This window comes from Rhizobium chutanense, from assembly GCF_002531935.1.
Classification (GTDB): Bacteria; Pseudomonadota; Alphaproteobacteria; order Rhizobiales; family Rhizobiaceae; genus Rhizobium; species Rhizobium chutanense.
Map to the genome: position 1 here is coordinate 42,932 of NZ_NWSV01000010.1, position 14,164 is coordinate 57,095.

The 14,164-nt window shown below is 61.0% G+C and carries 14 protein-coding genes and 1 pseudogene; 7 read left to right on the top strand and 8 right to left on the bottom strand.

Going from position 1 to position 14,164, the window contains the following annotated elements; genetic code table 11:
• Positions 1–21 precede the first annotated feature (21 nt).
• From CO666_RS17225 to CO666_RS17250, 6 genes and pseudogenes are all read left to right on the top strand, one after another.
• Positions 22–471 (top strand): DoxX family protein, encoded by a 450-nt coding sequence (locus tag CO666_RS17225; protein WP_179869706.1) that lies wholly within the window; start codon positions 22–24, stop codon positions 469–471.
• 130 nt (positions 472–601) lie between these two features.
• The gene (locus tag CO666_RS17230) at positions 602–1,087 is read left to right on the top strand and encodes a hypothetical protein (protein WP_097613306.1); all 486 of its coding nucleotides are present in this window, start codon (positions 602–604) and stop codon (positions 1,085–1,087) included.
• Between the two features lie 157 nt (positions 1,088–1,244).
• Positions 1,245–1,523, top strand: coding sequence for a hypothetical protein (locus CO666_RS17235; RefSeq protein WP_097613307.1), 279 nt, complete (start codon positions 1,245–1,247; stop codon positions 1,521–1,523).
• A 156-nt stretch (positions 1,524–1,679) separates the two neighbouring features.
• Entirely contained in the window at positions 1,680–2,402 is a 723-nt protein-coding gene (locus CO666_RS17240) for a response regulator (protein ID WP_179869702.1), read from the top strand.
• A pseudogene (locus CO666_RS17245) lies at positions 2,399–3,771 on the top strand (ATP-binding protein). The gene CO666_RS17240 and the pseudogene CO666_RS17245 overlap by 4 nt, the downstream one beginning before the upstream one ends.
• Before the next feature lie 165 nt (positions 3,772–3,936).
• Positions 3,937–4,596, top strand: a complete 660-nt coding sequence (locus CO666_RS17250) for a DUF3313 domain-containing protein (protein ID WP_097613464.1) — start codon at positions 3,937–3,939, stop codon at positions 4,594–4,596.
• Between the two features lie 58 nt (positions 4,597–4,654).
• Here CO666_RS17250 and CO666_RS17255 read toward each other — a convergent pair whose 3' ends face one another.
• The 7 genes from CO666_RS17255 to CO666_RS17285 form a co-directional block, all read right to left on the bottom strand.
• Positions 4,655–4,828 carry a DUF1328 domain-containing protein gene (locus CO666_RS17255; RefSeq protein ID WP_097613310.1) on the bottom strand — a complete coding sequence of 58 codons (174 nt, stop codon included), beginning with the start codon at positions 4,826–4,828 and terminating at the stop codon, positions 4,655–4,657.
• Between the two features lie 117 nt (positions 4,829–4,945).
• On the bottom strand, positions 4,946–6,373 hold the full coding sequence (locus CO666_RS17260; protein WP_097613312.1) for a gamma-aminobutyraldehyde dehydrogenase: 1,428 nt from the start codon (positions 6,371–6,373) through the stop codon (positions 4,946–4,948).
• A gap of 14 nt (positions 6,374–6,387) precedes the next feature.
• Positions 6,388–7,200, bottom strand: a complete 813-nt coding sequence (locus CO666_RS17265; RefSeq protein ID WP_097613314.1) for an ABC transporter permease — start codon at positions 7,198–7,200, stop codon at positions 6,388–6,390.
• Positions 7,190–8,152 (bottom strand): ABC transporter permease, encoded by a 963-nt coding sequence (locus tag CO666_RS17270; RefSeq protein WP_097613316.1) that lies wholly within the window; start codon positions 8,150–8,152, stop codon positions 7,190–7,192. Before CO666_RS17270 ends, CO666_RS17265 begins: the two co-directional genes overlap by 11 nt.
• Positions 8,149–9,135, bottom strand: a complete 987-nt coding sequence (locus CO666_RS17275; RefSeq protein ID WP_097613318.1) for an ABC transporter ATP-binding protein — start codon at positions 9,133–9,135, stop codon at positions 8,149–8,151. The genes CO666_RS17270 and CO666_RS17275 overlap by 4 nt, the downstream gene beginning before the upstream one ends.
• Before the next feature lie 212 nt (positions 9,136–9,347).
• The gene (locus CO666_RS17280; protein WP_097613320.1) at positions 9,348–10,508 is read right to left on the bottom strand and encodes an ABC transporter substrate-binding protein; all 1,161 of its coding nucleotides are present in this window, start codon (positions 10,506–10,508) and stop codon (positions 9,348–9,350) included.
• Between the two features lie 119 nt (positions 10,509–10,627).
• Positions 10,628–11,536, bottom strand: a complete 909-nt coding sequence (locus CO666_RS17285; RefSeq protein ID WP_008533397.1) for a LysR family transcriptional regulator — start codon at positions 11,534–11,536, stop codon at positions 10,628–10,630.
• A 180-nt stretch (positions 11,537–11,716) separates the two neighbouring features.
• Between CO666_RS17285 and CO666_RS17290 the strand changes: the two genes are divergently transcribed.
• Positions 11,717–12,466: a hypothetical protein gene (locus CO666_RS17290; protein ID WP_097613321.1), complete on the top strand. Its 750-nt coding sequence runs from the start codon at positions 11,717–11,719 to the stop codon at positions 12,464–12,466.
• Between the two features lie 168 nt (positions 12,467–12,634).
• On the opposite strand, the gene lysS is transcribed toward CO666_RS17290, so the two are convergent.
• Positions 12,635–14,128: a lysine--tRNA ligase gene (lysS, locus tag CO666_RS17295; RefSeq protein ID WP_097613322.1), complete on the bottom strand. Its 1,494-nt coding sequence runs from the start codon at positions 14,126–14,128 to the stop codon at positions 12,635–12,637.
• Between the last annotated feature and the right edge of the window lie 36 nt (positions 14,129–14,164).

Here is a 14,164-nt window from a genome sequence, read left to right on the forward strand (position 1 = left end):
GCTCTCTTCAAGCGGGAGGATATGATGGAAAATGCCCCAAGCCGGCTCCGACCGGCCGATCTCATTCTTCTCCTGGGCAGGCTGCTCTTGTCGCTGATCTTCCTGCACGAAGGCTCGGTGCTCGCCTCGGATATCACCGCAACGATCGACACTTTCGCAAAACTGGGGCTGTCGGCGCCGGTGGCGCTTGCCGTCATCGCCCTTCAGATCGGCGCCGGTCTTTGCGTGGCGACAGGCTTCTTCTGCCGGCTTGGCGCAGTGGCGCTGGCCTTCTTCTGCCTGGCGACGGCCTTGCTCTTTCACACGAATTTTGCCAGCCAGAACGAACTGCTGCATTTCGAAAAGGACCTGGCGATTGCCGGCGGCATGTTCGTGCTTTCGGCTTCAGGGGCGGGGTCGATATCGATCGACAGGCTGCTGAGAAAGCGGGCAGACCGAATGCATCCCTGGCTGGGGGCGGTGTTGTCGTGATGCGAGCGAGTTTTATCGCCTTCGAGGGCGGGCGCCGGTGAACGCCCCGGCGCAATAAAATCGAATAAAACCGAACAAACCGAAGCGTCGATGCGCGCTAGACTTCCGGCGACAGGTCAGGAGTGTAGCTATGACGTCTTATGTGCAAAGCAAACAGCAAAAGCCGATCCTCGTCTTTCTCGCAAAAGGCGCCGCCGGCGACATCGTCTCGCAACTGAATGAGAACGGCCATGCCGCAACGGCCGTATCCTCGGTGCCGGAGCTTTTCGACGCGCTGCGGTCGGATCGATATTTCCTGGCGGTAACGATGCGATCGGATATCGATATGATCCGGAAGATCAAGACGATACCGGTCGTCAATATCGAGGTGTTCTTCCATTCCGTCCAATCGACTGCAAAGTCGGTTTCCTCTTCGAAGGAATTCGACAGCGACGCGTTTCTGAGAAGGATCGGCGCGCTGAGCGAAACAAGGGCGAACAGGATTCCTGCAGTGCAGACGACCCCGGCGGTCGGTGAGGCAACAATGGCAGGCGCGGCGAAGGCATCCCGCTGGCGCGCTGCCACATCGCTTCTTCTCAGCCGCCGTGCCGCGCCCAGTGCGGAAAGGGTCGATTAGCGTGGCGGCATCCCCATCGCCGACGGACCAGTCTTTGCCGGATTCAGATGATCCGGCCCGGTCTCTTCGCCCGCCCGCCCTGCGTCTGTCCGGATTACGTCGGCTTGAAAGCATTATTCCGAAGCCGGAAATTTTTACGTGGTGCGGGTGTCTTTTCATGTTCCAGCTGCTCGGGGCGGCCGCGGCAAGCGGGTATATCATCACGGCATTGTTTCTGTTCGTGGCAATCGGCCGGCTGATCAGAAACGCTCTCCATACGCTCACCGCACGGCTCCCCAAGCGCTCGGCTTTGAAACATTATACGATGGCGGCCGTCTCTTTGATGTTCTTTTGCCTGCTGGTCATTCGGATGTGTTTCATCGCCACCGTCATCATCGATAGCGCGATCGGAGATCATGATGTGAAAATCAGCGGCGACCCCCGAAGCCAGTTTTGACCGGACGGTTGCCCGCAACATATCGCAACATTATGAAATGTAGCATTGCACGATCGTTGATATCCTGAAGGCGGAGCCGTGTCGGCGCGGTGAAATGTGATAGTTGCGCGCCGACGGGATATCTTCCGGCACGAGTGAACGACGATGGCGTATGAAATGGCAGTTCCCAATCAGGCTCATATTCTCATCGTCGAAGACGATCCGGCGATCGCCGGCATGCTGGTGGATCTTGTGCGGAGCAGCGGCTTCGCGGCCTCGTCGGTGGAGACCGGCGCGGCGATGGACCGGATGATGGCGCGGCAGCAATTCGATCTCATCGTCCTCGATGCGATGTTGCCGGGGGAGGACGGCTTCAGCATCTGCAGGCGGCTTCGTACGTCGGGCTCGGTGCCGATCCTGATGCTGACGGCGCTCCAGGAGGATATCGACCGTATTCTGGGTCTGGAGCTCGGTGCGGACGACTATGTGACGAAACCCTTCAACTCCCGCGAGCTCTTGGCCCGGATCAAGAGCATTCTCCGCAGATCGTCCTATGCCCACCATCACGAGGAAACGCTTGCGCCGATGACCTTCTCGGGATGGCGCATCGATCCCAAAAGCCGTCAACTTCTCGATGCGGACGGCGCCCAGGTTTCGATGACAACGGCGGAGTTCGATATTCTCCTGGCCTTCTGCTGCAATCCGAACAAGGTTCTGACGCGCGAACAGCTCCTGTCGATGACACATGCCGGATCGGCGGGGCCGGTGGAGCGCAGCATCGACGCCCACATCAGCCGGGTCAGGCAAAAGATAGAGCCTAATTTGAAAGACCCGACGTTCATCAAGACGGTGCGGCTGGGGGGCTATCTTTTCGCATCCAAGGTGGAGCGCCTCTCGTGAGAAATTTTCGGCGCGCTTCGATCCAAAACCAGATTCTCATCCTGGCGACCTTTCTTGTCGTGCTGGTTTCCGTGGTGGCGACCGCGATGGAGCCCTATATTTACGGCCGTCATGATCGCGGGTTTCAAAACGGCCTGTTTGCTGCCAGAGCGGCGACGATTGCGGAGCAATTTGCCCAGGCAGGTTCGGCGCAAGACGAAGACGCCGTCCTCGAGAGAGCTGCGGCACTCGGCGTTGCGGTCGAACGGACGTCCCCGGATCGGCCTCGCGCAAGGGAACAACGCCTGTCTCCCGGCGACCTCGTGGCGCGTATCGACGCGATGCTCGCCGACAATGTTTTGACGGCATTGCATCGGTTCGTCATGGGGCAATCGCATCCCGATGTGCTGACGGTCGGAATTGACGAGAAGCGTGCTCTCAGCTTTCAACTGCCGATCTTTCCCAGTTATCTGTGGTTCGTTCCGGCCGCTGCCAGCGGATTTTTGAAAATCGTCATCCCGTTGGTGCTGCTCGCATATTTCAGCAGCCGGCTCATTACCGAACCTCTGAGGCGCTTTGCCGCCGCTGCCAAACGCGCGAGCATAGAGGGCAGCCTGGAAAAGCCTTTCGAACCGGATGGCGCAGCCGAGATCCGCAGCCTGGCGGAATCGCTCAATGTCATGAGCGATCGCATCCAGAGCATGGCGGAAGATCGAACAAGAGTGTTGAGCGGCGTGGGGCATGATCTCAGGACACCGCTGACAAGATTGCGGATGCGTGCCGAGCGTTCCTCCGAGCCGGAACTGCGCAGCCTGATGCTCGCCGATATCGCCACTTTGAATTTCATGATCGACGAGTGCCTGGCCTATTTCAAAGATCCGTCGGTGCGGGCGGTCGATCGAAAGGTCGATATCTCAAGCCTGTTGCAGACGATTGCGACCGATTTCTCCGACACCGGCGTCGATGCGCGGTTCACCGGTCCGCGGCGACTGGCATTTGTCTGCAAACCGCAGGCGCTGACCCGGGCGATTACCAATCTGGTCGAAAACGCGTCCCGCTACGCAACGCAAGTCGAAATCGATTTACAATGCCGTGCCGATGGCGGGATCAGGATAGAGGTGAGGGACAATGGTCCCGGCCTGACGGACGAACTGAAGGCGAAGGTTTTGGAGCCATTCTTCAAAGCCGACAAATCGCGGCAGATCGGCGCCAAAGGCGGTTCGGGGCTTGGGCTTGGCCTTCCGATCGCCCAAGGGATCGTCACCAAAGCGCACAACGGACAATTGACATTGGTGGACGGGAACCCACGCGGCCTGATCGTCGTCATCGATCTTCCGCCCCTCAACTGATCCAAGCCGAAGGCTCGCCGCCGGTTTCTTCATCACACTGACTGCCGGCCGGACGATGGCGCTGTCACACGTCGCGCCGCGCCGCTTCGCCGCAAAGGCGGCTTACGAACATTTCCGCATATCATAACAAACACAGCAACATTCGAATTCCATAAAACCGGTGCCAGCCGATGCCGTTCGGCATTTCCGAAGCTGGAGCCAAGTCATTGATAGAAAGTTTGAAAATCGGTGCGACATTGCTGCTCGCCTGCTTGAGCGTGGCCGCATGCACGACCCCTGACCCCACGGTGTATGCCGGACTTGCTTCGGCATCGCAGCTTCAACCGAACACTGGGGATAAAACCGGCCGCGTGCCGTATCGCTATCAGACGAATGTCAACTGGAGCCAGTACAACAGGATCATCGTCGATCCGGTCACCGTCTATAGCGGCCCTGACAATCAGTTCGGCAAGGTCTCCGAAAAGGACAGGATCTTCCTCGCCAATTATATGCAGGAGCAATTCACGGAGAAATTGAAGACGCGCTTTGCCGTCGTCAGCACCCCTGCTCCGGCAACGCTGAGATTGCATCTGACGCTGACGGGCGCGAAATCAACGACGGCGGTGCTCGGAACGGTCACGCGCATCGACGTTGCCGGCGGATTGTACAACACCGTCCAAGCGGTGCGCGGCCGCGAAGGCTCGATGACCGGCTCGGTGAATTATGCCGTGGAGATCTATGATGCTGCGAGCAACCGTCTCCTGTCTTCCTACGTCACCAAGCAATATCCGAATGCGATGAATATCGGTGCAAGCTTCACGGCGATGGATGCCTCGATGGTCGGCGTGCGGAAAGGCGCCGATGCGCTCCTTGCGGAGTTGAAATAGCCGGAGTCAAAGAGCGTGGACATGTTCCACGTCCACGCTCGCTGCCGCACTATTCCGCTTACAAGATCGCCTGGCCGGCTATCAGCGCAAGGACGAGGAAGATCAGGAAGATCACCAGCGCGATGCCGAAGAGAACGCGGGCAACCGTGGCGGTGGCCGCGGACACGCCGGTGAAGCCGAAGAACCCGGCGATGATCGAAATCACGAAGAATATCAGAGCCCATTTCAGCATGGCGTCATCCTTTGCTTGTGCCTGGGAAGACGCGGCAACCGGGAAAATGTTCCCGGTCGTCGGAATGGAAGCACTGATCTTCGCGTGCCCCTCCCGGTGCTGATGGGTGTTCCCCGATCAGCCGTGATTGATCATCACGTGGCGCACGGCGGTGTAGTCCTCCAGCGCGTAGGCCGACATGTCCTTGCCGTAGCCCGACTGTTTGAGGCCGCCATGCGGCATCTCGTTGGCCAGCATGAAATGCGTGTTGATCCAGGTGCAGCCATATTGCAGCCGGGCGGCGGTCTTCATGCCGCGGCTGATATCCTTGGTCCAGACGGAGGAGGCCAGGCCGTAATCGCTGTCGTTTGCCCAGGCGATGGCGTCGTCAGTATCGGAAAAGCGGGTGACCGAGACGACCGGGCCGAAGACCTCGCGGCGGACGATCTCGTCGTCCTGCAGGGCGCCTGCTATGACGGTCGGGGTGAAGAAGAAACCCTTGTCGCCGGAGACCTTGCCTCCGGTGGTGATCTCCATGTGCTTGTGTTCGGAGGCGCGGGCGACGAAGCTTTCGACGCGGTCGCGCTGGCGTCTGGAGATCAGCGGGCCGATTTCGTTTTCGGTATCGTCTGCCTGGTTGAAGCGGATGCTCGCGACGGCCGAGGAGAGGTCGGCGACGAAATTGTCGTAGACCTTGGCATCGGCATAGATCCGACAGGCGGCGGTGCAATCCTGGCCGGCATTGTAATAGCCGAAGGTGCGGATGCCGGATACGACGGCATCGATATCGGCATCGTCGAAGACGATGACCGGGGCCTTGCCGCCGAGTTCAAGATGGGTGCGCTTGACCGTCTTGGCGGCGGCCTGCAGCACCTTTTTACCGGTGGCAACATCGCCGGTGATCGAGATCATGCCGATCTTGGCATGGTTGATCAGGGCGTTGCCGACGCTTTCGCCGCGGCCGAGGATGACGTTGACGACGCCTTCGGGAAGGATGTCGGAGAGCAATTTCGCCATTTTCAACGCCGTCAGAGGCGTCTGCTCGGAAGGCTTGAAGACGACGGTGTTGCCGCCGGCGATCGCCGGCGCCAGTTTCCAGGCCATCATCATCAGCGGATAGTTCCACGGCGCGATCGAGCCGACGATGCCGATCGGATCGCGGCGGATCATCGAGGTGTGGCCGGGCAGATATTCGCCGGCGGCCGGCGCGTGCAGGTTGCGCACGGCGCCGGCGAAGAAGCGATAACAATCGACGATCGCCGGGATTTCGTCATTCAGCACTGAGTTGATCGGCTTGCCGCAGTTCAACGCTTCCAGCGCGGCGAAACCGGCAGCGTCCTTCTCGATCGCGTCGGCGATCTTCAGCAGGTAAGCGGAGCGCTCGCCCGGCGTCGTCTGCGACCAGCTCTTGAAGGCTTTTTCGGCGGCGTCGACGGCGGCATCGACTTGGGAGAGCGAGGCCTCTGGAAGGTCGATCACCGTCTCGCCGGTCTTCGGATTCAGGATGTGCTCTTCCGTCTCCGTGCCTTTTTCGAAACGGGACCCGATCAGCATCTGGATATCCATGAATGTTCTCCCTGTTATTTGCCGGCGCCGGCGATCTGGTCGCCGTCGCGGGTGAGGTAATAGGCTGCCAGGATCGGCAGGAAGGTGACGAGCACCACGACCATGGCGACCACATTGGTGACCGGGCGCTGGCGCGGGCGGATGAGTTCTTCGAGCATCCAGATCGGCAAGGTCGATTGCTGGCCGCCGGTGAAGGTGGTGACGATGACCTCGTCGAAGGACAGTGCGAAGGCGAGCATGCCGCCGGCAAGAAGGGCGGTGCCGATATTCGGCAGGATGATATGACGGAAGGTCTGGAAGCCGTCGGCGCCGAGGTCCATCGAGGCCTCGATCAGCGAGCCGGAGGTGCGGCGGAATCGGGCGACCGCATTGTTGTAGACGACGACCACGCAGAAAGTGGCGTGGCCGAGCACGATGGTCCAGACCGAAAACGGGATGTCGAACAGGCTGAAGGCCGAACGCAGCGCTATGCCGGTAATGATGCCGGGAAGGGCGATCGGCAGGATGACCAGCAGCGAGATTGCCTCGCGACCGAAGAATTTCGTCTGGCTGACAGCGGCCGCGCAAAGCGTGCCGAGGATGAGCGCGATCGCGGTGGCGATGACGGCGACCTGCACGGAAAGCCCGAGCGCCGCCCAGACGTCCGGCCGGTTCCAGGCAACAGCGAACCACTGCAGCGTCAGGCCGGGCGGCGGCCATTGATAGCTCTTCTCCTCGGTGGTGAAGGCATAGACGAAGATCAGGAGGATCGGCAGATGCAGGAAGAGCAGCCCGACGGCAGCGGCGATCTTTAGCGGCAGCGGCGAGGTCTTGAGATCAGAGCGCATCGAAAGCCCCCAGCTTCTTGGCGAGCGAGAGATAGAGCGCCATGATGACGATCGGCACGACGGAGAAAGCGGCGGCGAGCGGCACGTTGCCGGCCGTTCCCTGCTGGGCATAGACGGCCTGGCCGATGAACAGCCTGGACGAGCCGATGATCTGCGGAATGATGTAATCGCCCAAGGTCAGCGAGAAAGTGAAGATCGAGCCGGCGACGATGCCCGGCAGCGCCAAGGGCAACAGCACGGTGCGGAAGGTCTGGTGCGGTGTGGCGCCCAGATCGGCCGATGCCTCGATCAGGTTGCCGGGCACACGCTCGAGGGCCGCCTGCGTCGGCAGGATCATATAGGGCAGCCAGACATAGACGAAGACGATGAAGGTGCCGAGGTAGCTCACCGAGAGCGAATTGCCGCCGACGACGGGCAGGTTCAGGACGCCGTCGAGCAGCCAGGAGAGATGGAGCTTCTCGAAGATCCAAGTGAGGATGCCCTCCTTGGCGAGGATCAGCTTCCAGGCGTAGATCTTGACGAGATAGCTCGACCACAGCGGCAGCATGACGCCGAGATAGAAGAGCACCTTCCATTTGCCTTGCGCATAACGGGCCGCATAATAGGCGATCGGGAAGGCGATCAGCGCCGAAGCGACGGTGACCAGCGCCGCCATGACGACGGTGCGGATGATGATGTCGAAATTCGTCGGGCTCAAAAGCTGGGCGTAGGTCGCAAGGGTGAATTCGTAATTCACCAGCCCGGAAAAATCGTCGATCGAGAAGAAGCTCTGCAGAAGCAGGGCGATCAGCGAGCCGATATAGATGATGCCGAGCCAGAGCAGCGGCGGCGTCAGCATCAGAAAGAGTAAGAGCTTCGGGTGCCGCCAGAAGGCATCCGACATTCGGCCGAAAAACCCACTACGCCCCGGAAGGATCGATGTTTTGCTGTCTGACATGGTGAGCGCCGTCATGCCGCGTCGTCCATGTAGTGGATATCGGCCGGCTGCCAGGCGAGACGGATGCCGGCGCCGACATCCGGCACCGGCGCGCCTGCCGGCAGCATGACATGCAGCCGGTTGCCCTTGAGATCGACGCTGAGACGGGTGGCCGCGCCGAGGAAGCTTGCATGTTCGACTTTCGCCTCGATGCCGTCGCTGGCCAGCCGGATCGCCTCGGGGCGCAGGCTCGCCCAACGTTTCTCGCCGCCGAGCGAGGCCATCAGGTCAGGGGCGATGACGTTCGAGGAGCCGACAAAATCGGCGACGAAACGGGTCTTCGGGCAGCGGTAGATATCCTGCGGCGTGCCGTGCTGGACGATGTTGCCGTCGTTGAAGACGGCGACGCGATCGGCCATCGACAGCGCCTCGCCCTGATCGTGCGTCACGAAGACGAAGGTGATGCCGAGCGCGCGCTGCAGGCTCTTCAATTCTTCCTGCATCTGCTCGCGCAGTTTCAGGTCGAGCGCGCCGAGCGGTTCGTCGAGCAGCAGCACCTTCGGCTTGTTGACGAGGGCGCGGGCGAGCGCCACGCGTTGCCGCTGGCCGCCGGACAATTGCCCTGGGCGGCGGGCGCCGTAACCCGGCAGCTTGACGAGCTCGAGCGCATCGCCCGCCGCCTTCATCCGCTCCGCCTTGCCGACGCCCTTGACCATCAGCCCGTAGGCGACGTTGTCGAGAATGTTGAGATGCGGAAACAGCGCGTAGTCCTGGAACACGGTGTTGACGTTGCGGCGATAGGGCGGAACACCGTCGGCCGTTTCGCCGAAGATCTGGATATGGCCTGATGTCGGCTGCTCGAAACCGGCGATCAATCGAAGGCAGGTCGTCTTGCCGGAACCGGAGGGCCCAAGCATGGCGAAGAACTCGCCCGGCGCGATTTCGAGGTCGACGCCGTCGACGGCGCGAACCTGGCCGAAATGGCGCGATACCTGCTGGAAACGGACGGCGGGTGTCATTGTTGGCGGCTCCAGGTCTCTGTCATTCAAGAGAGGGCTTGGTTTCAAAAACCCCGCCCCAAACCCCTCCCCACAAGGGGGAGGGGCTTAACCTGCCGTACCCTTTCGCAAATACCTTGGCGTTTCGGCAGGTTTCGGCGGTGCCACTCTTGCCCCCTCCCCCTTGTGGGGAGGGGTTGGGGAGGGGATTTTACGCATATGAGCGGATCGGCTCACCTTCCGCCGATCACGCCGATATAATCCGACACCCAGCGATGATAGGGCACGCATTCGCTTTGCGTCGCGCATTTGGCGACCGGGGTCTTCCAAAACTTGATCTTGTCGAAGTGATCGAAGCCGTTGGTGGCGCAGCCGGCGTCGCCCATCAGTTCGTTACCCTTGCAGGCGGCGGGAACGGAGGGCACGGCGCCGAACCAGGCGGCGGCGTCACCCTGGACCTTGGCCTTCAGCGAATGTTCCATCCACATATAGGCGCAGTTCGGATGTTCGCTGTCGGCATGCAGCATGGTGGTGTCGGCCCAGCCGGTGACGCCTTCTTCCGGGAAGGTGGAGGCGATCTTCTGCTTGTCGGTCTGCAGCAGGTTGACCTGGAAAGGCCAGGAGCCGGAGGCGACGACGCCTTCGTTCTTGAAGTCGTCGATCTGGATCATCGCGTCGTGCCAGTAGCGCGAGACCAGCTTGCGCTGGCCGCGCAAAAGGTCGAGGGCGGCCTTATACTGGTCCTCGGTCAGTTCGTAGGGGTCCTTGATGCCGAGATCCGGCTTGTGCGCCATCAGATACATGGCGGCGTCGGCAATATAGATCGCGCCGTCATAGGCCTGGACGCGGCCCTTGTTCGACTTGCCGTCGGGCAGCGTCTCCTCCTCGAAGACGACGTTCCAGCTGGTCGGCGCCTTATCCTTGAAGGCATCGGTATTATACATCAGCACGTTCGGCCCCCAGAGATAGGGTACGCCGTAATGCACGCCGCCGACTGTATACCACGGGCCGTTCTGCAGGCGCTCGTCGACGGTCTTGAAGCTCGGGATCAGGTCGGTGTTGATCGGCTGGACGCGCTTGCCGGCGATGAGGCGCAGCGACGCGTCGCCCGATGCGGTGACGAGATCGAAGCCGCCCTCGTTCATCAGCGAGACCATTTCATCCGAGGTGGCGGCGGTTTTGACGGAAACCTTGCAGCCGGTCTCCTTTTCGAAATCGGTGACCCAATCGTAGTTCTTGTCGGTTTCGCCGCGTTCGATGTAGCCGGCCCAGGCGACGATGCTGACCGCGCCTTCGCCTTTGCCGAGCGCCTTCAGCGTTTCGGCGGCGATCCCCTGCGTCGCGAAGCTCAGGCAGGCGAGTGCTGCCGTGCAGGATTTCAAGAGATTGGTCATCATCCGTCTCCCGGTTTTGGTGCCACTTTTGTGGCGTTTGTTCCCTGTGAAGAAGGTGACGCGAAAAGGCCGCTTTCGCAAATTCATTTATCAGAAAGGCGATATCGGAAAATCCGATATCAGCGGACGCGGCCGGAGCGCAGACTTTCGGCGATGCCGACGAAATCGCGCGCCGCCTGCGGCAGGCTGGAGCCCTTGCGCCAGACCATGCCGACCTGGACGACCGGCAGCGAGCCGGAGACGTCGCGGCTTTCGATACGGTCGCCTTCGAGCGACCAGGGGCGATAGACGAGATCGGGAAGCAGCGCCACGCCGGCGCCGGTTGCCACCAGGCTGCGCACCGCTTCGACCGAGCGGGTGCGGAAGGCGACATGCGGGCGGGCGCCGAGTGCGGAGAGCAGCTTGCCGGTATTCTCCTCGATTTCGTCGACGGTCAGCATGATCAGCGGTTCACGGGCGATATCGGCGACCGAGATGATGTCGGCCGATACCAGCGGATGGCCCATCGGCAGCCATAGACGGTAGGGCGAGGTTTCGAGGATCTCGGCCTGCAGCGCCATGCGGTCGCGCAGGTTCGATATCACCATGACGGCGACATCGAGTTCGCCGCCGACCAGGAGATGTTCGAGATAACCGCCATTATCCTCGATGGCGCTGACTTCGATGCCCGGACAGGCGCGGCGATATCGCGCCAGGAGATCGGAGAGCACGTAGCCGGCGACGAGAGAGGTGACGCCGATGTTCAATGTGCCTGAGAGGGCGCTCTGCTGGCCGGAGAAGCTGGTACGCGCGTCAGAGACGGAGGCGAGAATCTTCGTGGCGTGACGCAGGAACTGGTGGCCGTTGTGAGTGATCGTCAGGCCGCGCGGATGGCGCTCGAACAGCGCGACGCCGAGGTCGGTTTCGAGCTCTTTCAGCGCCTCGGTCACCGAGGATTGCGAGATCGAGAGGTTTTGTGCGGCGCGCGTCACCGACCCTTGTTCGGCGACAGCGACGAAATACTGGATCTGGCGAAGCGTGAAGGCCATCAGCGTTTAGAGCATGGCGCAACAGCCCCTGGCAAGCGGCTGAAAAAAAGCGGACCTTTTTTGGTGTTTTCTCAAAAGGGCGCAGGCTTCGCACGCCCACTTAAACATTCGGAAACGTGATTTCCTTAACGTTCTCAGCACTTGTCCTGCGTTGGAGTTTCAGATGGCGGAGCAGTTGGCGTGAAGGCCTTACTGCGCATGTTCCGGCCTTCCCGGAAATTGGCAATGATCATCGGTGGAGTCGCTCTTCTGGCGGGCGTTTCCGGCGGTGCGGCCGTCTTTGTCGGCAAGGACAGACTGATGAGTGCTGCCGGTGGCGGCTACGGGCTCGAATGCAGCGACGTCAACCTGGTGACGATCCGGAAGCAGGATCACGTCTGGGTGCGCAAATACATTAAAACCGAACCGACCGACGGAATGACACGCGTCAAGACGGCGCTTCGTGTCGCCCAGGCCGTTTATGCCGCGCAGAAGCCGGATCTGGTGCAGGTGGTGGTGCTCGACGAGAACGGCCCGACCCTGCGCTCCGACATCCGCGGCCGGGCCATCGGCGCCGACGTCGTCTATATCCCGCATCCCGACAAGGCCGTTCCCGGCCTCGACGACAAGACCTATACGGCGCGCTATTATGACGGCAAGGCCAGCGAGAACGGGCTGTTCTTCGGCGAGCGGATAGAGTTGCCTCTCGATGAGATCGCGATGATCAGCAACGCCTTCAAGGATCCTGAGGATTGCGTCGACCCGGTCGCTGTGGGTTCGACGAAGAACGGCGAAAAGGGCAAGGAAACGAAGGCCGCAGGCGGCGCGCATGGCGCAGCGCCGGCGGCCGAAGGCGAAGCCGCGCCAGCGAAGGAAGCTGCGCCAGCCAAAGACGGCGCGGGTGCCGATGTGGTGGCGGAGGCGCCGGCGGAAGGCGCCAAGACTCACTGAAGCACCGGCATGAAAAAAGCGGAGCGCCGGCTACAGCGCCGCGCCTCTTTCAGACGCGCAAAGGACGCTCTAGCACTTTGAATGGCTGCATAATTTTATCCTTAAATCGATTCCGATTTAAGGAATTATGCAGCGACACTCCGCTTCGTTTTTCTTATGTTTCTTCCGTCAGTCGGCCTTGTTGCGGCGGGCCGGGAAGAGGATGACGTCGCGGATCGACGGCGCATTGGTCAGAAGCATGATCAGGCGGTCGACGCCGATGCCGAGGCCACCCGCCGGCGGCATGCCCTGGTCGATCGCATCGAGGAATTCCTCGTCCAGCTGCTTTTCCTTTTCACCGCGGGCATGCGCCTGCTCGAGCTGCTCGACCATGCGGCGGCGCTGCTCTTCCGGATCGTTGAGTTCGGAGAAGGCGTTGCCGAGTTCCCAGGCGTTGCAATAGGTCTCGAAGCGCTCGACCAGGCGCGGCTCGCCCGGCACTTCCTTGGCGAAGGGCGAGATGTCCTTCGGGAAGTGCGTGACGTGCGACGGTTGGATCAGCGTCGATTCAACCTTTTCCTCGAAGATGAAGGCGAGGCATTCGCCCCAGGTCCAATCCTTCTCGACCGCAAAGCCGGCAGCCTTGGCGGCGGCGCGCGCTTCCTCGTCGGTCTTGATCGCAAGGAAATCGATGCCGGTCGCTTCCTTGACGGCGGCGGGCATCGGCACGCGCTTGAACGGTCCCTTGAACGACAAGCGCTTGTCGCCGAAGTCGAATTCCGTCGTGCCGTGAATGGAAAGCGCCAGACCCTCGAACAACCGCTCGACGAGGTCCATCATGTCCTCGTAATCGGCATAGGCCCAGTAACATTCCATCATGGTGAATTCGGGATTGTGCCGGGTGGAGACGCCTTCGTTGCGGAAGTTCCGGTTGATCTCGAAGACCTTGTCGGTCAGGCCCGACACCAGCGTGCGCTTCAGGAACAGTTCCGGCGCGATGCGCAGATACATGTCGAGTTTCAGCGTGTTGTGATGCGTCTTGAACGGCTCGGCGGTGGCGCCGCCATAGATCGATTGCAGCATCGGCGTTTCGACTTCCATGAAGCCGTCGTTCTCCATGAAGCGGCGGATGCCGGAGACGATCTTCGAGCGCTGCTGGAAACGAAGCTTTGAATCCTCATTGGTCATGATGTCGAGATGGCGCTTGCGATAACGCAGCTCGATGTCGGAGAGGCCGTGCCACTTCTCGGGCATCGGCAGCAGCGACTTGGTCAGCATTTCGATCTTCTGGGCGTTGATCGTCAGTTCGCCGCGCTTGGTGCGGCGCACGATGCCGGTGACGCCGATGATATCGCCGATATCGATCATCGGCAGCAGGCCGCGGGCCTCTTCCGGCGTCGTGTCCTTGTGGCTGAAGATCTGGATCTTGCCGGAAGCGTCGCGGATATCCATGAACATGCCGGAGTTGCGCGAGGAATAGACGCGGCCGGCGACGGTGACGACATCCTGCGTCTCGACGTCGGGTTCCAGAGATTCATACTTGGCGCCGAGTTCGGCATTGGTCAGCGTCCGGTGGAAATGCGCCGGATAGACATCGCCGATCTGCTCGCGCAACAGCTTCAGCTTCTGGGCGCGCACTTCAGTCGCGTCGGAGGAGAGGGTGTTTTCGGTCTTGTCGTTCATGTCTTTTGCCTCATCGATGCGGCATGAATTCTAAAT